The sequence below is a fragment of the Paenibacillus sp. FSL R7-0204 genome (assembly GCF_038002225.1).
Taxonomy (GTDB): Bacteria; Bacillota; Bacilli; order Paenibacillales; family Paenibacillaceae; genus Paenibacillus_AQ.
Genome location: NZ_JBBOCA010000001.1, coordinates 5,663,277 through 5,684,894, shown reverse-complemented (window position 1 = coordinate 5,684,894; position 21,618 = coordinate 5,663,277). Strand labels below are relative to the sequence as shown.

Genomic DNA, 21,618 nt, shown 5'->3' with positions numbered 1-21,618 from the left:
ACTATGTGGTTATGCAATTAATGTGGTCATCGCAAACAAGAAGATATTTACTGTTAGGGAACAGGGAGGATGAATGTATTGAAGGATCAATCAAAGGTGACAAGAACAGGCTGGAGCTTCACCGGGAATAACGGGGACTTTCGGCTGGAGCAGCCGGACCGGAGCAGCTTTTTATATTTTCCGCTAGTTAATGAAGGAGGCATGATGTCCTCGGTCAGCCCTAAGCTGCATGGTCAGGCCACTTCGGGCCATAATACCTTTCTGACACCGCCCGTCTCGGTGGAGGATCTGCATAATTCCCGCGCCTCGCGCAATTTCTGGATATACATTGAAGGCAAGGGCGCCTGGTCGGCTGCGGGCAATTCTGCACGGCAGAATGCGGAATTCTATAGCGAAGCGGCAGATGAATCCTTGCTGGAGGCAGGACTTCTGTGGCATCGGGTGACGCGGGAGAGTAAGGAGCTGGGGCTGAGAGCGGAGATCACAAGCTTCGTACCCTGCGGCAATGACAAGGTTGAGCTGATGAAGGTGGTACTTACAAACAGCGGTACAGAGGCGCTTACGCTGACACCTACTGCGGCTATTCCACTGTATGCGCGTTCTGCGGATGATCTGCGCGATCACCGGCATGTCACCTCGCTGCTGAACCGGGTCAATACTTCGGCTTATGGTGTAGAGGTGCAGCCTGCCCTGTCCTTCGACGAACGCGGACACCGGGTGAATCATACTTCGTACGGGGTATTCGGGGCTGATGAGGGCGGAGCGCTGCCAACCGGATTATTCCCGGTGCAGGAAGAATTCATTGGTGAGGGCGGTAGTCTGGACTGGCCGGAAGCGGTTGTGAACAATCTGGCGCCGCCGATTGGGGAAGATGGCGGAGTGCCTTGGGAAGGTTATGAGGCGCTGGGTGGATTGCGGTTCGCTGCGATCACTCTGGAGCCGGGTCAGAGTCATTCTTATGTCGTAGTCATGGCGATTGACAATGATAGAATCGATGTGCAGGCGCTGATGGCCAAATATGGCTCGGCTGCGGCTTTTGACGCGTTGCTTGAAGAGAATAAGCGCTTCTGGGCGGATAAAGTCAATACGGTAGAATTCCATACCGGAGATCATGCCGCTGACGAATGGATGAAATGGGTCACGCTCCAGCCGGTGCTGCGCAGACTATACGGCAACTCGTTCCTTCCTTACCACGATTATGGCAGAGGGGGACGCGGCTGGCGCGATCTCTGGCAGGATTGCCTGGCTCTATTGATTATGGAGCCTGCGGATGTACGCAGCCTGCTGCTGAACAACTATGCCGGAGTGCGAATTGACGGCAGCAATGCGACGATCATCGGGCAGCAGCCGGGCGAATTCATTGCCGACCGCAACAATATTCCCCGGGTCTGGATGGACCATGGAGCGTGGCCGTTCCTGACCACCATGCTATACCTGGATCAGAGCGGGGATCTGGACTTCCTGCTGCAGGAACAGACCTACTTCCGTGATACCTTCATGAACCGCTGTAAGGACCGCGATACCTCCTGGGAGCCGGGTGCAGGAAGCAGTCTGCGGACGAATGCGGGCGAAGTCTATACAGGTACTATTCTGGAGCATATCCTGCTGCAGAATCTGGTTCCTTTCTTCAATGTGGGTGAGCATAACAACATCCTGCTGGAAGGAGCGGACTGGAACGATGGCCTCGATATGGCAGCGCAGCGGGGCGAAAGTGTCACTTTCACAGCCTTCTATGCCAGCAACCTGCTGGATCTGTCCAAGCTGCTGATTACCCTGAAGGAACGGACTGGCGGAGATACACTGGAGCTGGCAGAAGAGATGGTGCTGCTGCTTGACTCGCTCGGCCAAGCTGTCGATTATGAATCGGTTACAGCCAAGCATGAGCTGCTCAGCCGCTTCTATGCTGCAGCACCGAATAAGGTAAGCGGGGGAAGAGCTGTTCTGAAGCTTGAAGAGGTTGCAGCAGATCTCACCCGTAAGGCGGAATGGATCTTCGATCACCTGCGCCGCAATGAATGGGTAGAGAGCAGACATGGCGACGGCTGGTTCAACGGTTATTATAATAATGACGGTGAACGTGTAGAAGGGGAATGGGCTGATAGCACACGGATGACGCTTACCGGACAGGTCTTCCCTCTCCTCGGCCACGCGGCGGCTCCAGAGCAGATTCCTGCGATTATCTCTGCGGTAGAGCGCAATCTGTACGATGAGAAAATCGGCTACCGTCTGAACAGCAACTTCGGCGGCATTCAGCAGAATCTGGGCCGGGCGTTCGGCTTCGCCTTCGGACACAAGGAGAACGGAGCGATGTTCAGCCACATGACCGTTATGTACGGCAATGCGCTGTATAAACGCGGATACGTCAAAGAGGGCCGCAAGGTGCTGGATTCACTGTATAACCTGAGTGCAAACTTCGAGGTCAGCCGGATGTATCCCGGAATCCCGGAATATATCAATGAGCAGGGTAGAGGAATGTACACGTATCTGACTGGCTCAGCAAGCTGGCTGCTCCTGACGATGGTGACTGAAGTGTTTGGCGTCAAAGGCAAGCTCGGCGATCTGCTGCTGCAGCCGAAGCTGGTGAATGAACAGTTTGACGGCGATAAAAGCGCCTCTATCAAAACTATCTTTGCCGGACGTGAGCTGAAAGTCGTCTATACGGCTTCTGGAAGCACGGAGTACGGAGAGTACCAAATACTCGCAGTTCGCTTGAACGGGGCTGAGGTAACGCTTCAGCGCGTCTCAGAGGGTGCTGTGATCCCGCGCAGTCAGCTGACAGACCTGCCTGAAGGAGAAATTCATCTGCTGGAGGTAGAACTGGCCTAAGCCGGAGCTGCTGAGCTCTATCGCCTGCTCTGCCGGTCCTCGCAGAGCAGGCGTTTTTATGAGAAGCACTAAAGAAATAAACAAAAAGCAAAAGAAACGGAGGGGAAATTTGGAACTGTAGGAGCGGTAGCGTCCGCCTGAAAGCTTTCCGCAGGAAAGCTCGCTTCGGAAGCCGCAGCAGTCACTGGATTTCTACCGCTAGCAGCGGTTCAAAATTATGAAATCTAGGGACAACAGCGGCTGGAAGTCAAATGTTCACCGCAGTGACGATGAAGCTTCAAGTTCAAAATTTAAGAGCGTCTTATATAAAATGGACCTGGAAATGCTATGATAGGATGTGCTGCGTCCAACCAGGGCAGAAAGGAAAGAGATCAATGACACGTATACTATCCAATGGAGTACTGACGGTAGAGATTGCTGATGTGGGAGCCTATGGAGGCACCCGTTTTGACTGGACAGGATTTATTACAGGCGTGAAGCTGGAGCAGGGCGGGCATACCTTTTGCGTTCCGGAAAGTCTGGTGCCCGGACAGGGTACGGGAGGGGTGGGCCTCTGCAATGAGTTTGGCATTTCCCGGGCAATTGGTTATGAAGATGCTGCTCCTGGGGAATGGTTCCCCAAATTCGGTATTGGGCTGCTGCAGAAGCAGAGCGATGAGCCTTATTCATTCGTAGGGGAGTATCCGCTAAAACCATTCCCGGTCACTGAAGAGTGGAGCGGAGACTCGGTTACATACACTGTGCAGCCGCTGGAATGCCGGGGCTACAGCATGCGGCTGGTCAAGACGCTGAAGCTGGAAGGAAACCGGCTGGACATTTCTTACAGGGTAGAGAATACAGGGACGGAAGCGCTGCGGATTGAAGAGTATATTCATAATTTTGTCGGCATTGATCAAGCACTCGTAGGGACAGATTATGAGCTTAGGCTGCCGGGAATGCCGCAGATCGTGGACCCGGAATCAGCGTATACGGAGAATCTGCTCAGCATAGACGGGAATAGCCTGACATGGGCCGGGGAAACGGACCGCCAATTCTATTGCAGACTCGAAGGTTGGGAGCAGGCGGAGGCGGATTACTACTGGGAGCTGATCCATAAACCTACTGGAGCGAGCATCAGAGAGAGCGGAGATTTTGCTGCTGAGCGGATTGCACTGTGGGGAGACAAGCATGTGATTTCACCCGAAGTTTTTGCTGACATCACTATTTTACCGCGTCACAGCAAGGGGTGGAGCCGCAGCTATCTGTTTTCGGCCTCCTGAATGCGGTCTAGCTTACCTCTTATGTGAATAATTATACTTGCTGGTGTTTATCGTTATCTGCTATCATAGCGATATCCATATTCATAGGAGAGAAAGGGTGGGAGTTATTTTGAGCAAGAGAGCATACAATTTTAATGCCGGTCCGGCAGCATTGCCGCTGGCAGTATTGGAACGTGCACAGGCGGAGTTCGTTGAATTCCGGGAGAGCGGAATGTCCATTATGGAGATGTCGCACCGTGGGGCGATATACGAATCCGTGCATAATGAAGCTCAGGAACGCCTGCTTTCGCTCCTCGGCAATCCGCAGGGCTACAAGGTATTGTTCATCCAGGGCGGAGCAAGCACACAGTTCGCCATGGTTCCGATGAACCTTATCGGTGAAGGCCAGGTCGGCAGCTATGTCATGACAGGAAGCTGGGCGGACAAAGCCCTGAAGGAAGCCAAGCTGACAGGCGGCGGGCATGTAGCCGCATCCTCGGCAGATAAGAAATTCCTTGCTATTCCCGAGCTTAGCAGCATCAAGGCTGCGGACAATGCGGCTTACCTGCATGTCACCTCGAATGAGACGATTGAAGGTACGCAGTATGCACAGTATCCTGATGCCGGTAACATTCCGCTGGTTGCCGATATGTCCAGTGATATTCTGAGCCGCGACTTCGATGTGAACCAATTCGGCCTGATCTATGCCGGTGCGCAGAAGAATCTCGGACCGTCGGGCGTCACCGTAGTGATTGCCAAGGAAGAGCTGATCGCAAGTTCTCCGGCGAATATTCCGACGATTCTGCGGTATGATACTCATTACAAGAACAACTCACTCTACAATACGCCGCCATCCTTCTCTGTATATATGGTTAACGAAGTGTTAAAATGGATTGAGGAACAGGGCGGGCTTGCCGGCACTGAAGCCAAGAACCGTGACAAAGCAGGTCTCCTGTATGATTATATCGACGGCAGCGACGGCTTCTACCGCGGAGTTGCGGAAGAAGGCAGCCGTTCCATCATGAATGTAACGTTCCGGATGCAATCGGAGGAGCTGGAGAAGCAGTTCATCAAAGCTTCCGAAGCGGAAGGCTTTGTCGGCCTCAAGGGACACCGCAGCGTAGGCGGCTTACGGGCTTCAATCTACAATGCCGTCCCACATGAGAGCGTTAAGGCGCTGGCTGATTTCATGAAGCATTTCCGGCAAACTCAAGGGTAATGAAAGAACGTTCCTGACCTTCCGCTTTGCAGCGGAAGGTTTCTTCTTGCCCATAGCCAGGATCATTGATCCCGGCCTGTACCTGCAAACAGCAGCAAGAATACATCACAGGGCCAAGGAGGCGCTGCGGGTACTTACTCCGCCGCAGTCCTTAAGACCCTACAGAGAGGAAGCATCCGCTTATGGCATTACACATTGTGCTGGTGGAGCCGGAAATTCCGGCGAATACCGGCAATATCGCCCGTACCTGTGCGGCGACAGGTACTCATCTCCACCTCGTACACCCGCTGGGCTTCCGCACAGACGATGCTACGCTGAAGCGTGCCGGACTCGATTATTGGCATGCAGTGAATATTGAATATCATAATTCCTTCAGTGAAGTATTGGAGAAGTATCAGGAAGGGCGGTTCTTCTACGCGACCACCAAGGCCAAGAAGCGCTATAGCGACTTCGCCTTCCGGGATGGTGACTTCTTTGTGTTCGGGAAAGAAACCAAGGGCTTGCCGGCAGAGATCCTGGAGGCTGGTCAGGAAACGGCGATGCGGATGCCGATGAGTGAGGCGGTCAGATCGCTTAATTTGTCTAATTCAGCAGCGATTGTGGTCTATGAAGCGCTTCGGCAACTGGATTTCCCACAACTTTTCTAAAAGTTGACATCATTTTTTATTTTTTTCAGCAGGATTCGACATTTTAGTAACGAAATAGTTGATTAGTGCCGAAGAAAGTAATAGGTACGTGAACTTGGAAGTCAGAATGGCACTACTAATCATAAGTTGAACAGGAGAGTGTAAGTTAGATATGAAACCTGCTGGCGTTGTACGTAAAGTAGATCAGCTGGGTAGAATTGTTCTGCCTAAGTCTCTGCGTAAAAGGTATCAAATGAATGAAGGTGATCCTGTAGAAATTCTCGTTCAGGGCGACCACATTATTCTGGAGCGTTACCGTCCGAAGTGTGTCTTCTGCGGATCAATGGAAGGCGTAAGTGAATATAAAGACCGTTACATTTGTTCAAGCTGCCTTACCGAGATGACCCAACTGCCAAAACACGCGTAAGCGTAGAGCGCATCAATTATCTACATAGGGTTAAAACGCGTAAGCGGCGTCTTATAACATGGATGCTGGTTGGACTCGGCTTCAGTGAATAATGAAGAACACAAAAAGAGCGCCGCACACATCAGTGCGGTGCTCCTTTTTGTGGTATACGTCCCGCGGATGGTTCGCGGAGATCGGGTCACAGCCCCTTAGTCTTGTCGTCGTTGTAGGAAGAAGTAAGAATACCGGCCAGAAATAGTACGAATACCAGGGTCACAATCCAAAAAGTCAGGGAGAACGACATGCAGGCACCTCCATTATTGACGATCTTCGTTACCCTGAGTATACCCTTTTAATCTGTAAAAATAAATGAAAATGTGATATTTAGCATTGACGGTTATACTCGGAATTACTTGAAGAACAGGAAGTTGGTCGGTACACGGCGCAGATTGCCGTCTGAAGGCTTGTTGATGACCTTGCCGCGAAAAATCATGGACGATGAGCCGCCGCCATCCAGGTTATAAGCATCGATGACGCCGAGATTGTACAGCTTATCCTGCAGCTCAGCCAGTGTAGCTCCCGAGTTGCCGTTCTCGTTATATCCGTCAGCGACCAGAATCAGCAGCTGATTGTCCTTATAGTTGCCGATGACGGTGCGCGGTGCGCGCTTCGGGGCCAGCTGCCACTTCAGCGGAATGGCTGTCTTGTTCTGATTCTTCAGCAGCACGGGGACGAAGGTTGCCCCGAATACCGGCTCCAGCTGATCGAGCTGGTCACGGCTGGTGAACTTGCCGCCGATCAGCTGGCCGGACTTGTTAAGACCGACGAAGCTGAGATCCTTGTAGCTGGGCTCGAAGCCGTACAGATATTGTCCGCCGACGATAGTGGTCGAGAGCGGATAACGCTTGCCGTTCTGATCAGCGAACCCGCCGGCATTAATACCGGCCGAAGCGCCGTAGCGGTTCACGGCCTGCATGGTGGTCTCCGAAGCGCCCGTGCCGTCACCGGCCAGGCTCATCTTCATGGCTGAGGAATCCTTCAGCTTAATCTTCATTGCGTATGCTGTATAGTTGCCGGGGTTCAGCCGGTATAATTCGATGGTAATCCGGCCGCTGCTGATCACATCGGCGGGAATGCCGAGCCGGGAACTAATCCGGCTGTTGTAGATCCGCTCGGGACGGGAGGTCTGGGCTGCTGCTGTGCTGACCAACGCGTTCATAGCATTCGTGGTCTGCTTGTAGAGCTGTGCGCTGGTGCCGATAGAGTCTATGGTGTAAGCGGCATAGCTCTTGGCCACAGCGAGGTCCTGCTTCAATTGGGCGGTTTCAGTCACGGGTCCGGGGTCAGCTGCGAAGGGGGCGGTATTCAGCTTAAGCTCAAGTGGGGGCTGGTACAGCCACAGACAGAGCAGCAGTCCGAACAATGGAGCGGTCAGGAGCATGAAGAACCGGTTCACTCTTTTGACAGGAGTCATCATTTCAGCAGATCCATCTCTTTCTTGAGCGTATCAAGCTGTTTCTTGACCTCGCTTAATTGCGTGTACAGCTTATTGCTGTTGTCCGTCTTGTTGCTGGCATTATCCTTGGTGAAGGTCAGCAGCTCGTTGAACGTCTGCACGGTGCTCTGAAGCTCCTTCACTTGTTCTGACAGGACGGCAATCTTGGACTCGTAGTCGGTCTTCAAAACGGTAAGCTGCTGCTGGCTTTGAGATCCAAGCTCGCTCAGCACCTGATCTTTCAGATGATTGGTGTAGCTGTACACGGCATATACGCCGGTTGCGATCATCAGAATCCAGAACAGTAGAAACCATTTTACGGACGAGCCGCTTCTCTCCGCACTCCGGCGAGAGTGTACCCGGGTCGATTCCGCTAGCGGTTGCATTTCATCACCTCAAGCCATATTTTTCAAGATAAAGAATTTACATGTTTCGGGGTCCTCGCAAAGTATCTGAGTAAACATCGAAGCCAAAGCCTCACTTTGTGGGGTTATTTTTCAAGTCCTCATTCTATCAGACTTTCAGGTTTTTCGCAAAAGTGAAAGAGCCGCGCAGAAACGACAAAAAGTAATTGCATCCTGTTAAACTACTGCGATACAATTTCTATAGATTGGAATATCTGATGGACGTATTCAAGGTAAAAGTAGGAAGAATAGACTTAGGACAGCATAGATCCTTGCTTGCGTGTTGACAGGAAACGCTTACAGCGCTTTCCATTCTGGAAAATTATATAGATAGCAGGAGGTCTGGGCATTAATGACGAAGGTCTGGCAGGTGGTCATCGTGGGATGTCATCCCACAAGTATGCTGGGAACAAAATTAATTCTGGAAGATGAGGAGGGACTGACGGTAGATGGAATGTACGCTACCTGGGAAGAATGTCTTGCGGGCATGGAGGAATCCCGGCCTGATCTGGTACTGAGTGATTATCAGATGCATGATGGAACCGTAGAGCAGGTGCTGCCGGACATGAAAAAAAGCTCACCGTGCTCCCACATTATTATCATGACGGAGGAGAACGATAAGGAAATATTCCTGCCCCTGGTTGAACTGGGAGCGAGCGGGGTATTGTCGAAGGGGGCCACCCCGGGTCAGCTTCTGCAGATGATCCGCGGAATCCGCGAAGGCTTCCTCTCGATTCCGCTGGAATGGATCGAAAAGGGCTTCCGTCCGGTAGCCTCCTCCAGAGGGCTGGAAGGTGTCTTGCAGCTGACACAGACTGAGATGTTCATCATGGAACGCATTGTGCAAGGAATTACATACGACAAAATCGCACTTGAAATTGAAGTCAGCCGCCGTTCAATCGATAACTACCTGCGCAAGATTTATGTGAAGCTGGAAGTATCGACAAGAGCGCAGGCGATTGAGAAGTTCGCGCTTTTCTCAAGGCAGAACAAGCAAATCTACGCATAATCCCTGTAGTACGACATAATGGCGTCACGACTGGAATATTCTTAAACCAGATAAAGGGGGGAAGCGTATGAAGTATGAGTTTTCTTCGCGCGCACATACATTGTTATCTTCACCGCTGCTGAGTATCCGTAAGGAGACACGCCGGGGTACGCTGATCTCGCTGGCAGAGGAGCTCCCGGCAGAAGAATTATTTCCGCTGTCACTGCTGTCTGAGGCGGCATCTACCGTTATCTCCACAGATGCAAGTGCGCTGCAGTACGGGGAGCCTGAAGGGTATGGCCCGCTCCGTGAATGGCTGACCGGAGATTGGCTCCGCAGCAAAGGAGTAGCGGTAGCCGAAGGCGGAGTGCTGCTGACAACGGGTAGTCAGCAGGCCATCGATCTGCTGTCCAGGGTGTATATCGATCCCGGGGATCATGTGCTGGTTGAGAATCCGACGTCTCCCGGTATTCTGCAGGCGCTGCGGATGCAGGGAGCCGTCATTATTCCGGTTCAGGGGGATGGGGATGGCCTGCTGCCGGATCATTTGCGCCGAACGATCCGCAGCTATAGGCCCAAGATGCTGTTCGCTGCGCCAAGCTTCACCAATCCCAGCGGAGTGCTCTGGAGCCTTGCCCGGCGGCAAGAGATTCTGGAGCTGTGCATCTCACATAATGTGCTGATCGTAGAGGATGATTCCTATGGCGATCTGCACTTTCAGCGGAGTGAGAGCCATCCCTCCAAGAAATATCCTACTCTATACGCGCTGGAGAATGTCAGCGAAGGCGGGCATGTGCTGTACATCGGCTCCTTCAGCAAGACGGTCGCGCCGGCGCTGCGGACGGGCTGGGCGGCGGGAAGCCGCGAGCTGATCGGCATGATGGCTGCCGCCAAGCAGATGGCAGACTGGCAGTCCAGTTCGTTGAACCAGCGGCTGCTGCATCATCTGCTCAGTGTGTCGGCCTTTGATCTGCGGGAGCATATCGCGCTGCTGAACCGCGAATACAATACCCGCCTGAAGCTGATGGCGGAGCTGCTGAAGCGTCCGGCCTGGAAGAACAGTGTCTACGACATGCCGGCCGGCGGCATGTTCCTCTGGGTATCGCTGCCCGAAGGACTGGATGCGATGGCTCTGCTGCGTGCTTCGCTGTCAAAGGGAGTAGCCTTCCTTCCAGGTCCGCTCTGCAGTGTAAGCGGAGGCTCCGACCGCATCCGGCTCAACTTCAGCCATCCCGGCCGCGATGAGCTGCTGCTCGGGATGAACCTGATGAGTGAAGCGGTGACCGAGTTCACGGCCCGCAGCTAGGCGAGATGGTACGGGCTTAAATACGAGCTTCACGGAAAATGAGCGGATTTTCATTTGAATTTTACCGGATGCTATGTTAGGCTGGAGTCAATTAAATCTTCCATAAACACATCGTTTACCGGATTGTTACTGGCCGTGCCAGGCAAAACCTAAACTGATGGTGACTGATTTGAACCCGTTCGCCGGGCTCGATGATCTTGCCATAGGTTTAGGTTTTTCTGTTATATGGGCCATGCAGAAACATCATAATGAAAAGGGGTAAGGACTATGACTACAGTACTTAACGGATTTCCTGAGCATTTCTTATGGGGCGGCGCAACCGCTGCCAATCAGCTGGAGGGCGCTTTTGATCAGGGTGGCAAAGGGCTGTCTACGGCAGATATGATCGCTTTCGTGCCTAAGGATAAGCGCAAGGTGGATCATTCCATGGAGATCTCCTCGGATCGGATCGCCCGGATTCTTGCCGGAGAGACGGATGACTGGTTTCCGAAACGCGAAGGCGTTGACTTCTATCACCGCTACAAGGAGGACATTGCTCTATTCGCCGAAATGGGCTTCAAGGTGTTCCGGCTGTCGATTAACTGGGCACGGATCTTCCCGAACGGCGATGACGCCGAGCCTAACGAGCAGGGTCTGCAATTCTACGACGATGTATTCGATGAACTGCTGAAATACGGCATTGAGCCGCTGGTTACTCTCTCGCACTATGAGACACCGCTCGGGCTTACACAGAAGTACAACGGCTGGGCCAGCCGTGAAGTCATCGGATTCTATGTAAAGTATGCGGAGACTGTATTTACCCGTTACCGGGAAAAAGTGAAGTACTGGCTGACCTTTAACGAGATCAATGTAATGCTGTTCAGTCCATATACCGGCGGCGGTATTCTTACAGACCGTGTGGAGAACAAGCTGCAAGCGGTCTTTCAAGGTCTGCACCATCAGTTTGTAGCAAGCGCCCTGGTGACCAGACTGGGACATGAGATTATTCCGGGCTCGCAGATCGGCTGTATGCTGGCCCGTATGGAGAGCTACGCGCATACCTGCAATCCGGCAGATGTGCGTAAGAGACAGCAGGAAGACCAGCTGAATCTGTTCTTCACGGATGTGCATGCGCGCGGCAAGTACCCGCGTTATATGAACCGTTATTTTGCCGAGAATCAGATTGAGATTATCCGTGAGCCTGGGGATGATGAGCTGCTTGCTGCGAATACAGTAGATTTCATCTCGTTCAGCTATTATATGACGCTCACTGTGTCCGCAGGCCCGGAGGGTGAGGCCACAGAAGGGAATCTGCTGGGCGGCATCAGGAACCCGTATCTGAAAGCCTCCGACTGGGGCTGGCAGATTGATCCTGTAGGTCTGCGCATTACCCTGAACAACCTGTACGACCGTTACCAGAAGCCGTTGTTCATTGTGGAGAACGGACTAGGCGCCTATGACAAGGTGGAGGAAGACGGATCGATCCATGACCACTACCGGATTGATTATTTGCGGGAACACATCAAGGAGATGAAGGAAGCGGTGAAGGATGGCGTGGAGCTGCTGGGCTATACGGCCTGGGGCCCGATTGACCTGGTGAGCATGTCGACTTCGGAGATGTCCAAGCGCTACGGCTTCATCTATGTAGATCTGGATGACACGGGAAGCGGCACGCTGAACCGCAGCAAGAAGGATTCGTTTGAGTGGTACAAGCAGGTAATTTCGTCTAACGGTGAAATGTTGTAGATGAAATGGGGTAAGCTTAAGAAGCACAGGCCTTAATAAACCGTTTTCATATAAGTGTTGTCATATTTACAATGATATGCTAAGATGCTGCTACAGGTAGAATAACTGGATTGTTACTGTTCATTCAGGCAAAACCAGAAACGGGCACTCTTTTGATGCCGTTTTGGTTTTGCTTTTTTTCACACAATAATGTTGTATCCCCGCACCTGCGGGGGGATTTATTACTCTGACGGTGTAAGGTGATGGAATGAAAATTGCTAAGGTGCTCAACAACAATGTGGTCACCGTAATCGATGCCAGCGGGAGGGAACGGGTCGTAATGGGCCGTGGAATCGCCTTCAAGAAGCAGCCCGGGGATGACGTTGAGGATGCCCAGGTTGAGAAAGTATTCGCCCTGGAGAATAAAGAAGGTTCACAGAAGCTGATGTCGCTTCTCTCAGAGATCCCGCTGGAATATGTGGAATGCACCGATGAAGTGATCCGTTATGCCGAGACGGTGCTCGGGGAGAAGCTGCATGACAGCATCTATATCTCACTGACGGACCATATCCATTTCGCCATCGACCGTCACCGTCAGGGGCTTCAAATCAAGAATGCGCTGCTGTGGGAAATCAAACGGATGTACCGCAAGGAGTTCTCTATTGGACTCAAGGCGCTGCAAATTATCGAGGAACGGCTGGGTGTTCTCCTGCCGGAGGACGAGTGCGCTTTCATCGCGATGCATCTGGTGAATGCGCAGATGAACGGTGAGATGCGGGAGACGGTTAGCATCACGAATATCGTGAAGGACATCTTGAATATTGTCCGGCGGAGCTTCCTCATCGAGCTGGATGAAGAATCACTGGGGTATTACCGCTTCCTGACCCATCTGAAGTTCTTCGCGCAGCGGCTGGTCCAGGGCACTCCGATGGAAGAGCGGGACCAGGATCATGCGCTGCATGATCTGGTCATGAAGCAGTACCCGGCTGCCCATGCGGTTGCGGTGAAGATAGCGGACTATTCCCGCAAGATATACAAACGGGTCTTGTCCAAGGAAGAAATATTGTATCTGACCATTCATATTGAACGGATTATCCGTAGTGGGGATATAACAGAATAATGTGGTGCAGGATTGCTACTCGGAACAGAGGCAAAACCTAAACCCGGACAGTGCTGAAGGCAGAAGACTGCCTTTCCCCGCTGACCGCGTTTAGGTTTTTTATTGTGCATAGAACATACTATAGCTAAGGAGCAACATCTTATGAATACAAAAGAGCTGTCCAAAGAAATATTGAAGCTTGTCGGCGGAGAAGAAAATATCGATCAGGTTACCCACTGTATGACCCGTCTGCGCTTCAACCTGAATGACAACAACCGTGCGGACAAAGCGGCCCTGCAGAAGACGGACGGGGTTATGGGCGTGATGATTAACGGCGGGCAATTCCAGGTCATTATCGGTAATGATGTGCCGGTGGTCTACAATGACCTGATTGGCAATATGTCCGTTTCTCTTGAGAAGAAGGCTTCTGGTGACAAGGTTGAGAAAAAGAAGCAGAATCCGCTGAGCAAGCTGTTCGACTTCATCTCGGGAATTTTCACACCGATCCTGCCGGCCATTACCGGTGCGGGGATGATCAAGGGGATTGTTGCCCTGCTGGTAGCGGTGGGCTGGATGGGGACGGAGAACTCTACGTATATCATACTCTCGGCGATTGGGGACGGTGCCTTCTACTTCCTGCCGATTGTTCTGGCTATCAGCGCTGCCCGTAAACTGGGAAGCAATATGTACATCGCTGCTGCGGTCGGGGCGGCCATTCTGCATCCGACCGTCACTACACTGCTGGGGTCTGGTAAGCCAGTTACCTTCGCTTCACTGCCGGTGGTAGCTGCAACCTACTCTTCGTCCGTCATTCCGATTGTGATTGCAGTATGGCTGGCCTCCTATGTGGAAAAAGCCGTTGATAAAATAACCCATGCTTCGCTGAAGCTGATTATCGTTCCAACGGTTACGCTGCTGGTCATTGTGCCGCTTACCCTGATTGCCGTAGGCCCGCTGGGTGTTATTATCGGGGATGGCCTGACTGGAGGCATCAGCTGGCTGTTCGAGAATACGGGACTGTTCGCAGGTCTGCTGCTGGGCGGCACCATGTCCCTGCTGATTATTACCGGGATGCACTATGCCCTGATTCCAATTATGATCGCATCCATTGCGCAGCTTGGGTATGACTATATGATTCCAATTATGATGGTAGCGAACTTCGCCCAGGCGGGCAGTGCGCTTGGTGTCTCTCTGAGAACGAAGAACAGCAAGCTGAAGTCCCTCTCCCTGTCCACAAGCATTACGGCCTTCATGGGGATTACAGAACCGGCCATGTACGGTGTGAATATGCGGCTTAAGAAACCGTTCATCGCTGCCCTGATTGGCGGTGCCGCCGGTGGTGCGTTCCTCAGCTTGTTCAAGGTAAAAGCGTATGTTATCGGCGGACTCGCCGGGCTCTCCGGCATTCCGATGGTTCTCGGTGCGACCTTTGTCTATTCGGTCATCGGCTTCGCCATCGGGGCAGCAGTTGCTGCGGTTGTCACTTATATTATCGGCTTCGAGGATGAGCCGGAAGCTGCTGCTGCGCCTGCGGTGACTTCTGCCGAGTCTCTCGCATCTGAAGCTAATACTACTATAATCGGTGCTGCTGCTGAGTCTACTATGGTGAATCAAGAAGTATTCAGCCCGATTGCCGGAGTGGTGAAGCCGCTCAGCGAAGTAAGCGACCCGGCCTTCTCGGAAGAGATTATGGGTAAGGGATATGCGATACAGCCGTCCGAAGGCCGCGTAGTCTCGCCCGTTCAGGGAACGGTGTTCTCGCTTTCGAAGAGCGGACATGCGATTGGTCTGGTCAGCGACAGCGGAGCAGAGATGCTGATCCATATCGGTATCGATACAGTGAAGCTGAAGGGCCTGCATTTCTCGCCCAAGGTAACCGCCGGAAACCGGGTATCCGTCGGCGATCTGCTGATGGAATTCGATCTGGTGGAGATCGAGAAGGCTGGATACAGCACCATTACGCCGGTTATTATTACGAACATCCAGCAGTATCAGTCCATCCAGTCTGCTGGCGCAACCTCGGTTAAGGAGAAGGAGCTGCTGTATACGGTGCTTGCTTAGGATGAGGGGCTTGGAGTGAAGGAGTGAAGAGCTGGAGCTTGGAGTGAATAAGCGAAGAGCTTTGGTAAAGACCAGTAGGATGTTCTCGGGTATATATCAGGTAAGTGGATTGAGAAGGTACAGAGGAGTTGCCGCTCGCAGCAGGTCTGCGTGGGGGCAACTCCTTTTTTGGCCGAGTGTGTAGAAAACTGAATAGAATCTGTTGGGCGAGGCTGAGTGGACCGAATGTATGCTAAAAAGCGAACATAATGTGCTGGGCGAAGGGAAGTAGGCCGGATGTGTGTGAAAAACTGAATACAATGTGTTGGCGGTTGTCAGTAACCTTGTTCTGTGGAGATAGGTGGAAAAAGAGCATCTAATTTGACTGGATTCCTGAGAGTTGGGACTTTAGTTGGAAAAAGTACATTTAATCGGCTGAAATATGCTACTTAAGCCAAAATAGTGGAAAATAAGTGTCGTTTATCGAACTAATCTTTTGCGCCGGGAAAAACTCAACTATTTAAGTGTTGATTTTCCAGCTATTGGTTGGGCAGTCGAGCGTGAACGCCTCATGATTGCGTGAATGCCTATGTAAGGCGGGCGCGGCTTACTGGGTCCGGCTGGTGGAGTAGTGAGCGGATGGGTAGGCGCCCGGGTCCAGCAGATGGAGCAGTGATCGGACAGATGGGCAGACACGGCGGCCCGAGTCCGGCTAGTGGAGCTGCGAACGGATCGGCGGGCCGCATGCAAAAGGCCGGTCGAACCCGGTGAGGTTCGCTACCGCCCGGGCGCGGGCCTACAGCTTGCCCGCGCTGACCTCCGCGATCCGGGCATACTCGATCAGCGCGGTTTGTCCGGCGGCCGTGAGCGTGTAGCGGCCGCGCTGCACCCGGAAGAACCACGCATAGTAGTTCTTCTGCAGGATCGCAGCGGCGCCGGGCACGCCGCTGCGCTTCCGCAGCGCGGCGGGCGTGACGCCGCGCGCGCCCTCTGCCCGGCCGCGCGCAGCCGCCGGGCCCGCACCCGCAGCAGCGTCCCCCGCCGCTGCTGCCGTACCCGCGGCCGCCGTCTCCCCGGCGGCTTCGGCCGTGTCCGGCGCGCCGCTCAGCGCCGCGCGCCCCCCGCCGAGGCCGGCCGCCTGAGCGGCTTCGGCCTCCAGGGCCTGCAGCGCGAGGGCCACGCGCAGCGCCTTCTCGCGGTAGGCAGTCACGAGCTTGACGCGCGTGCTGCCGCCGGTGTTGTAGTCCCCGCTGCGCTCGCGGAACTCGTAGAGCAAGCGCTCGCGGCGGCGCACTGCGCTGCGGGCCTGCGGCGGCGCGTCGCCCGGCTCCGCGAGCACCTCGACGAGCGGGGCCTTCGTCTTGTAGAAGACGACGGTGATCAGCCCGAGGCCGAGCCGGCGGCACAGCCCGGTGAGCTCGCCCCAGCGCTGGTTGACCGCGCCCTTCTTCTCCCTGACGCGTTCTACCGCAAGGTAGACGTTAGGGCTGAGCCGCAGCCGTTCAATCCCCTGCAGCAGCAGGGCGAGATTGAACGATTTTTTCATCTCCACAATGAGTGGCTGCGCCTCGTCCTCCCGGATGCCCACCAGATCACAGGTCCGCACCTCACCCTTGATGTCATAGCCTTGCCGTTCAAAAAAACTCTTCAAAGGAGCATACAGCTCCGTCTCCTGCTTGATTGCCATTCGTATTCACTCCTGCTCTGAATTGCAGCGTAATTATAATAGAGAATTTATGATTCTCTATTATAGCACAGCAAAAAAGAGGTCAACTATTCCGGGCTCGCCGCATAGGTATGTAATACACTTTCTAAGCTTGGTGGAGCAAGTAGGAGCGCAAGAGGAGGCAGCGAGCCATGGATATTTTTGAGCGTATAGCAACGCATCGGGCTGAGAACGACCGTTTGGCGTGGAGCGGCACTTTCAAGGACTATATAGAACTGCTTAAAGTAGACCCTTCTCCCGCCAAAACGGCTCATTCCCGCGTATACGACATGATCAAGTCACACGGCGTCGAGGACATTAACGGACGTAAACGGTATAAGTTTTTTGAACAGGAGATCTTTGGACTGGATCGTGCGGTGGAAAAGCTGGTGGAGGAATACTTCCATTCCGCAGCCCGGAGGCTGGATGTGCGCAAACGGATTCTGCTGCTGATGGGACCGGTCAGTGGAGGAAAGTCCACCTTGGTCACGCTGCTGAAGCGCGGCCTGGAGCAATATTCGCGCACGAATGCGGGTGCGGTGTATGCTATTGAGGGCTGCCCGATGCATGAGGACCCGCTGCATCTGATTCCGCTGGAGCTGCGGCCTGAGATCGAACGCGAGCTGGATGTACGGATTGAAGGCAATCTCTGCCCGTCCTGCCAGATGCGGCTGAAGAATGACTACCACGGGGATATTGAACGTGTGGCGGTTACCCGGGTGCTGTTGTCGGAAGAGGAGCGGGTAGGGATTGGGACATTCAGCCCTTCCGATCCGAAGTCGCAGGATATCGCGGATCTGACCGGCAGTATCGACTTCTCCACCATTACCGAATTCGGCTCGGAATCCGATCCGCGGGCCTACCGCTTCGATGGGGAGCTGAACAAGGCCAACCGCGGGATCATGGAATTCCAGGAAATGCTGAAATGTGACGAGAAGTTCCTGTGGAATCTGCTGTCGCTGACTCAGGAAGGCAATTTCAAGGCCGGGCGGTTTGCGTTAATTTCGGCGGATGAGATGATTATTGCCCACACGAATGAGACCGAATATAAATCCTTCATCTCCAATAAAAAGAACGAAGCGCTCCAGTCCCGCATGATCGTCATGCCGGTTCCCTATAATCTGCGCGTCTCTGAAGAGGAAAAAATCTACGCCAAGCTGATCGGCCAGAGCGATATGAAGCATGTGCATATTGCCCCTCATGCGCTGCGTGCGGCGGCGATCTTCTCGATCCTGACCCGGCTCAAGGAGAGCAAGAAGCAGGGGATGGATCTGATCAAGAAGCTGCGGATGTACGACGGCGAAGAGGTCGAGGGCTACAAGGAAGCGGATCTGAAGGAGATGCAGACTGAATACTTAGATGAAGGCATGTCCGGCATCGACCCGCGTTATGTCATTAACCGCATCTCCAGCGCCCTGATCAAAGGTGATCTGCAGTGCATGAACGCGCTGGATGTGCTGCGGGCGATCAAGGACGGACTGGATCAGCATCCTTCGATTACGAAGGAGGAGCGCGAGCGTTATCTGAACTTTATTTCCATTGCCCGCAAGGAATACGATATTCTTGCCAAAAGCGAAGTGCAGAAGGCGTTCGTATACTCTTTTGAAGAATCGGCCAAGACGCTGTTCGAGAATTATCTCGACAATATCGAAGCCTTCTGCAACTGGTCCAAAATCCGCGACCCGCTTACCGATGAGGAGATGGAGCCGGATGAGCGGCTGATGCGCTCCATTGAAGAGCAGATCGGCATCTCGGAGAATGCGAAGAAGGCCTTCCGCGAGGAGATCCTGATCCGTATTTCGTCCTACTCCCGCAAGGGCAAGAAGTTCGAGTACAACAATCACGACCGGCTGCGGGAAGCCATCGAGAAGAAGCTGTTCACGGACCTCAAGGATATCGTCAAAATCACCACTTCCTCCAAGACACCGGATGAAAGCCAGCTCAAACGGATCAACGAGGTCAGCCGCCGCCTGATTGATGAGCATGGCTACTGCCCGATCTGTGCCAATGAGCTGCTGAAATATGTCGGAAGCCTGCTGAACCGCTGACGGAGGCGGCTTCACGGATACTGGGGACCGGGGACTGCCATCAGGCAGTCCTCTTGTCAGTCCCGGAGCTAATTAAGACTTGTACGCTCAGCCAAAAGGGAATATCCCAGGCCATGGTGATGGCTGAGGGATATTCCCTTTAGTCTAGCGAAGCGCCTGATTGGCGAAGCCGTGCGGACTGGATAACCGGCAGTGTCAGGAGATTCTTTATCTTCCTGAAGACGGCTAATCCTCCTAATCCTCCTGAGAGTCCTTAGGCTCCTGATGCTTGCCGCCAATCTTGAAGCTGAATTGGCCGTTATATTTGCCGAGCTGTCCGCCCAGGCCGATGCCTGCGCCTTCGCCGCCGCCGAACTGGGCTTTGGCCTCAGCCCCGATGCCCTTGTTGCCGCCTAGCTGCACATGGGAGTCAAGACCGGCGCCTTGACTAAGACCCAGATGAGCACCCGCATCTGCATTCAGCCCGTGGTCGCCACCGGCCTGCGCGCCCATCTGGACCTCTGCGCCTTGCCCGCCGCCGAGCTGGGCCTTTCCTTGTGCGGCCACCCCGTATTTGCCGAAGGCCTGGGCTTCGACATTTGCTCCTAGGCCTTGCCCGCCCCCCAAATGAGAATCGCCTTGGGCTTCGATCCCATAGGAGGGGCTGCCGATATGGCCGCCGGCCTTAAGATCAGCGCCGCTGTAGGCCAGATTCCCGCCGGCGTGTAAGCCAATGCCGTGTTTGCCCCCGATTTCGCCTCCCGTATCGATATGAATTCTATTTCCTTCAGTCTGACTTGGTCCGGGATGGCTGTTCACTGGTTTGAGCGCGGTAACCGGATGTTCGCTTTCCACGACCTTCTGCGGCTTGCTGGCATTCTGAATCTGCTGCCAGCCGTCCATTGTACCCTCCGGATGGTCATGCTCAAGCTTATTTGGAGCGGCCGGGGGTTCGGAGGCCCGGACAGTCTGCGTATTCCCGGCAGTTGCAGACTTCTGAGCAATTCTCGGAGCGGTCTCCTTAGCGGTCTCCGAACGTACTAGGTAGTGGTAATGCGAATAAGGATAGGGCTGCGGCAAATGCCGATAGCCTGACGGGTGAGCCTGATGTTCCGGATTCTCGTTTCTGTAGTTCATTAGGGAACCCTCCATTCTTGAATTCATTACAATAGCCTATTCATAGAAATTGGAAGTGATTCGTATCAGACCAATATAAAAGTGCATTGTAATGGCTGACTGGCTGTGCTACATTATGAATGAATTAAATAATATTCACTCAGGCGTGGAGGGCTGACAGATGGAAGATAAGAAGGCAGAGATTTTCAGATGCGGCAAAGAGCTGTTCAGCACCCGGGGCTTCAAGGACACCAATGTGTCCGACATTACGAAGATGTGCGGGTACGCAGTAGGCACGTTCTATAATTATTACGCCTCCAAAGAGAAGCTGTTCATAGAGATCTACCTGCGGGAGAATGAGGCGCTGAAGCGGAGCATTCTGGAGTCGTCGGTCAATCTGGATGATGAGCCGACTAAGGTGCTCAAAGAAATCATGGCGCTTAATTACAGCGGCATCCATATGAATCCAATTCTGAAGGAATGGTACAACAAAGCGCTCTTCAGCAAGCTGGAGAAGGAATTCTATGAACACGGCGGGATAGAGGGCATTCATGAGATGATGAACAGCGGCACGCTGGAATTAATCCGTCACTGGAAGACCAAGGGGAAAATCAGAACAGATCTGGAGGACGGGATGATTCTCGCCTTGTTCAACTCCGTGCCGTATATCGACATTCACAAGGAAGAGATCGGGGTTAGCTATTTCCCGCAGATCTTGGACTATTTGGTCGAATTTATAATGAAAGGCTTGACGGATACACAGCATTGACAAAGGTCTCCGGCATCGCTTTGCTGGCGGCAGAATACACTATTAAATGTTCAGTGGATATCCTGGGCATTTTATTTTGGCTTGAAATGAATGAATTTAATTAAGTTCATTCATATTTTAAATATAACGAATTGAGGCGCCATTATGAAGACTATCATTATTTACCGATCTGGCCGCAGCATGAACACACAGAAGATTGCAGCCGCTATGGCTGAAGTGTTGGGGGCAGATTTGGCCAAAGTGGAGGACGTTAAGCCTGAGATGTTGTCCGTATATGACCTGATTGGCCTCGGTTCAGGCATTTACGCCTCCAAAATTCACCGCAGGATGTTCAAATTCATCAAGAGAATGCCGCTCCGGGACAAAAATGTCTTTATTTTCTGCACATCCGGCTCTGGAGAATTCAAGAATCAGGTGCTGGTTGAGACCAAGCTGGCAGCGAAGGGCAGCAACGTGATCGGTGAGTTCCATTGTCCCGGGGAGTTCAGCCCGATGGGCTTCAATCTGGATAAAAAAGGGCATCCTAATGAGGTGGATGTCGAGAAAGCCCGCCTGTTCGCAGCCGCTATATTTGACAAGATTGTCTGAAAAGCTGATCATATAGCAAGACTGGATCAGTCCCGCAGGCCGCCGTCTGTTATAATATGTGC

The 21,618-nt window shown here is 53.2% G+C and carries 17 protein-coding genes; 13 read left to right on the top strand and 4 right to left on the bottom strand.

What is annotated here, in order from left to right; genetic code table 11:
- Positions 1 to 78 precede the first annotated feature (78 nt).
- From MKX42_RS24900 to MKX42_RS24880, 5 genes are all read left to right on the top strand, one after another.
- Positions 79 to 2,826 (top strand): GH36-type glycosyl hydrolase domain-containing protein, encoded by a 2,748-nt coding sequence (locus tag MKX42_RS24900; RefSeq protein WP_340755424.1) that lies wholly within the window; start codon positions 79 to 81, stop codon positions 2,824 to 2,826.
- A gap of 374 nt (positions 2,827 to 3,200) precedes the next feature.
- Entirely contained in the window at positions 3,201 to 4,085 is an 885-nt protein-coding gene (locus MKX42_RS24895; RefSeq protein WP_340755423.1) for a hypothetical protein, read from the top strand.
- A gap of 106 nt (positions 4,086 to 4,191) precedes the next feature.
- Complete coding sequence (serC, locus tag MKX42_RS24890) at positions 4,192 to 5,283, top strand: 3-phosphoserine/phosphohydroxythreonine transaminase (RefSeq protein ID WP_340757799.1); 1,092 nt, start codon at positions 4,192 to 4,194, stop codon at positions 5,281 to 5,283.
- Between the two features lie 182 nt (positions 5,284 to 5,465).
- A complete protein-coding gene (gene trmL / locus MKX42_RS24885) occupies positions 5,466 to 5,930 on the top strand; it encodes a tRNA (uridine(34)/cytosine(34)/5-carboxymethylaminomethyluridine(34)-2'-O)-methyltransferase TrmL (protein ID WP_036697752.1) in 465 nt (154 codons plus the stop codon).
- A gap of 151 nt (positions 5,931 to 6,081) precedes the next feature.
- Complete coding sequence (locus MKX42_RS24880; protein WP_036697751.1) at positions 6,082 to 6,336, top strand: AbrB/MazE/SpoVT family DNA-binding domain-containing protein; 255 nt, start codon at positions 6,082 to 6,084, stop codon at positions 6,334 to 6,336.
- Between the two features lie 388 nt (positions 6,337 to 6,724).
- Here the strand turns inward: MKX42_RS24880 and MKX42_RS24875 are convergent, their stop codons facing one another.
- Entirely contained in the window at positions 6,725 to 7,792 is a 1,068-nt protein-coding gene (locus tag MKX42_RS24875; protein ID WP_340755421.1) for a phosphodiester glycosidase family protein, read from the bottom strand.
- Complete coding sequence (locus MKX42_RS24870) at positions 7,789 to 8,196, bottom strand: hypothetical protein (RefSeq protein ID WP_340755420.1); 408 nt, start codon at positions 8,194 to 8,196, stop codon at positions 7,789 to 7,791. Before MKX42_RS24870 ends, MKX42_RS24875 begins: the two co-directional genes overlap by 4 nt.
- Positions 8,197 to 8,566: 370 nt before the next feature.
- Here MKX42_RS24870 and MKX42_RS24865 point away from each other — a divergent pair, with 370 nt between their 5' ends.
- The 5 genes from MKX42_RS24865 (at position 8,567) to MKX42_RS24845 (ending at position 15,372) form a co-directional block, all read left to right on the top strand.
- Positions 8,567 to 9,223 (top strand): response regulator transcription factor, encoded by a 657-nt coding sequence (locus tag MKX42_RS24865; protein ID WP_340755419.1) that lies wholly within the window; start codon positions 8,567 to 8,569, stop codon positions 9,221 to 9,223.
- 67 nt (positions 9,224 to 9,290) lie between these two features.
- On the top strand, positions 9,291 to 10,508 hold the full coding sequence (locus MKX42_RS24860; protein WP_340755418.1) for an aminotransferase-like domain-containing protein: 1,218 nt from the start codon (positions 9,291 to 9,293) through the stop codon (positions 10,506 to 10,508).
- 267 nt (positions 10,509 to 10,775) lie between these two features.
- Complete coding sequence (locus MKX42_RS24855; RefSeq protein WP_340755417.1) at positions 10,776 to 12,233, top strand: glycoside hydrolase family 1 protein; 1,458 nt, start codon at positions 10,776 to 10,778, stop codon at positions 12,231 to 12,233.
- 247 nt (positions 12,234 to 12,480) lie between these two features.
- Positions 12,481 to 13,332 (top strand): BglG family transcription antiterminator LicT, encoded by an 852-nt coding sequence (gene licT, locus MKX42_RS24850; protein WP_340755414.1) that lies wholly within the window; start codon positions 12,481 to 12,483, stop codon positions 13,330 to 13,332.
- A 141-nt stretch (positions 13,333 to 13,473) separates the two neighbouring features.
- Positions 13,474 to 15,372, top strand: a complete 1,899-nt coding sequence (locus tag MKX42_RS24845) for a beta-glucoside-specific PTS transporter subunit IIABC (RefSeq protein ID WP_340755412.1) — start codon at positions 13,474 to 13,476, stop codon at positions 15,370 to 15,372.
- A gap of 775 nt (positions 15,373 to 16,147) precedes the next feature.
- On the opposite strand, the gene MKX42_RS24840 is transcribed toward MKX42_RS24845, so the two are convergent.
- Positions 16,148 to 17,038, bottom strand: coding sequence for a DUF2161 family putative PD-(D/E)XK-type phosphodiesterase (locus tag MKX42_RS24840; RefSeq protein WP_340755410.1), 891 nt, complete (start codon positions 17,036 to 17,038; stop codon positions 16,148 to 16,150).
- A 170-nt stretch (positions 17,039 to 17,208) separates the two neighbouring features.
- On the opposite strand from MKX42_RS24840, the gene MKX42_RS24835 reads away from it, so the two are divergent.
- Positions 17,209 to 19,104 (top strand): PrkA family serine protein kinase, encoded by a 1,896-nt coding sequence (locus tag MKX42_RS24835; protein WP_340755408.1) that lies wholly within the window; start codon positions 17,209 to 17,211, stop codon positions 19,102 to 19,104.
- A 234-nt stretch (positions 19,105 to 19,338) separates the two neighbouring features.
- Here the strand turns inward: MKX42_RS24835 and MKX42_RS24830 are convergent, their stop codons facing one another.
- On the bottom strand, positions 19,339 to 20,220 hold the full coding sequence (locus MKX42_RS24830) for a hypothetical protein (RefSeq protein ID WP_340755406.1): 882 nt from the start codon (positions 20,218 to 20,220) through the stop codon (positions 19,339 to 19,341).
- A gap of 160 nt (positions 20,221 to 20,380) precedes the next feature.
- Here MKX42_RS24830 and MKX42_RS24825 point away from each other — a divergent pair, with 160 nt between their 5' ends.
- The gene (locus MKX42_RS24825; protein ID WP_340755404.1) at positions 20,381 to 20,968 is read left to right on the top strand and encodes a TetR/AcrR family transcriptional regulator; all 588 of its coding nucleotides are present in this window, start codon (positions 20,381 to 20,383) and stop codon (positions 20,966 to 20,968) included.
- Positions 20,969 to 21,112: 144 nt separating this feature from the next.
- Entirely contained in the window at positions 21,113 to 21,556 is a 444-nt protein-coding gene (locus MKX42_RS24820) for a flavodoxin domain-containing protein (protein WP_340755402.1), read from the top strand.
- Positions 21,557 to 21,618: the final 62 nt, after the last annotated feature.

What these genes read in the sequence shown, in the direction of transcription:
- MKX42_RS24895 (WP_340755423.1), top strand. Translation starts at nt 3,201, where the DNA reads ATGACACGTATACTATCCAATGGAGTACTGACGGTAGAGATTGCTGAT.
- trmL (WP_036697752.1), top strand. Translation starts at nt 5,466, where the DNA reads ATGGCATTACACATTGTGCTGGTGGAGCCGGAAATTCCGGCGAATACC.
- MKX42_RS24880 (WP_036697751.1), top strand. Translation starts at nt 6,082, where the DNA reads ATGAAACCTGCTGGCGTTGTACGTAAAGTAGATCAGCTGGGTAGAATT.
- MKX42_RS24875 (WP_340755421.1), bottom strand. Translation starts at nt 7,792, where the DNA reads ATGATGACTCCTGTCAAAAGAGTGAACCGGTTCTTCATGCTCCTGACC.
- MKX42_RS24870 (WP_340755420.1), bottom strand. Translation starts at nt 8,196, where the DNA reads ATGCAACCGCTAGCGGAATCGACCCGGGTACACTCTCGCCGGAGTGCG.
- MKX42_RS24865 (WP_340755419.1), top strand. Translation starts at nt 8,567, where the DNA reads ATGACGAAGGTCTGGCAGGTGGTCATCGTGGGATGTCATCCCACAAGT.
- MKX42_RS24860 (WP_340755418.1), top strand. Translation starts at nt 9,291, where the DNA reads ATGAAGTATGAGTTTTCTTCGCGCGCACATACATTGTTATCTTCACCG.
- MKX42_RS24855 (WP_340755417.1), top strand. Translation starts at nt 10,776, where the DNA reads ATGACTACAGTACTTAACGGATTTCCTGAGCATTTCTTATGGGGCGGC.
- licT (WP_340755414.1), top strand. Translation starts at nt 12,481, where the DNA reads ATGAAAATTGCTAAGGTGCTCAACAACAATGTGGTCACCGTAATCGAT.
- MKX42_RS24845 (WP_340755412.1), top strand. Translation starts at nt 13,474, where the DNA reads ATGAATACAAAAGAGCTGTCCAAAGAAATATTGAAGCTTGTCGGCGGA.
- MKX42_RS24840 (WP_340755410.1), bottom strand. Translation starts at nt 17,038, where the DNA reads ATGGCAATCAAGCAGGAGACGGAGCTGTATGCTCCTTTGAAGAGTTTT.
- MKX42_RS24835 (WP_340755408.1), top strand. Translation starts at nt 17,209, where the DNA reads ATGGATATTTTTGAGCGTATAGCAACGCATCGGGCTGAGAACGACCGT.
- MKX42_RS24830 (WP_340755406.1), bottom strand. Translation starts at nt 20,220, where the DNA reads ATGAACTACAGAAACGAGAATCCGGAACATCAGGCTCACCCGTCAGGC.
- MKX42_RS24825 (WP_340755404.1), top strand. Translation starts at nt 20,381, where the DNA reads ATGGAAGATAAGAAGGCAGAGATTTTCAGATGCGGCAAAGAGCTGTTC.
- MKX42_RS24820 (WP_340755402.1), top strand. Translation starts at nt 21,113, where the DNA reads ATGAAGACTATCATTATTTACCGATCTGGCCGCAGCATGAACACACAG.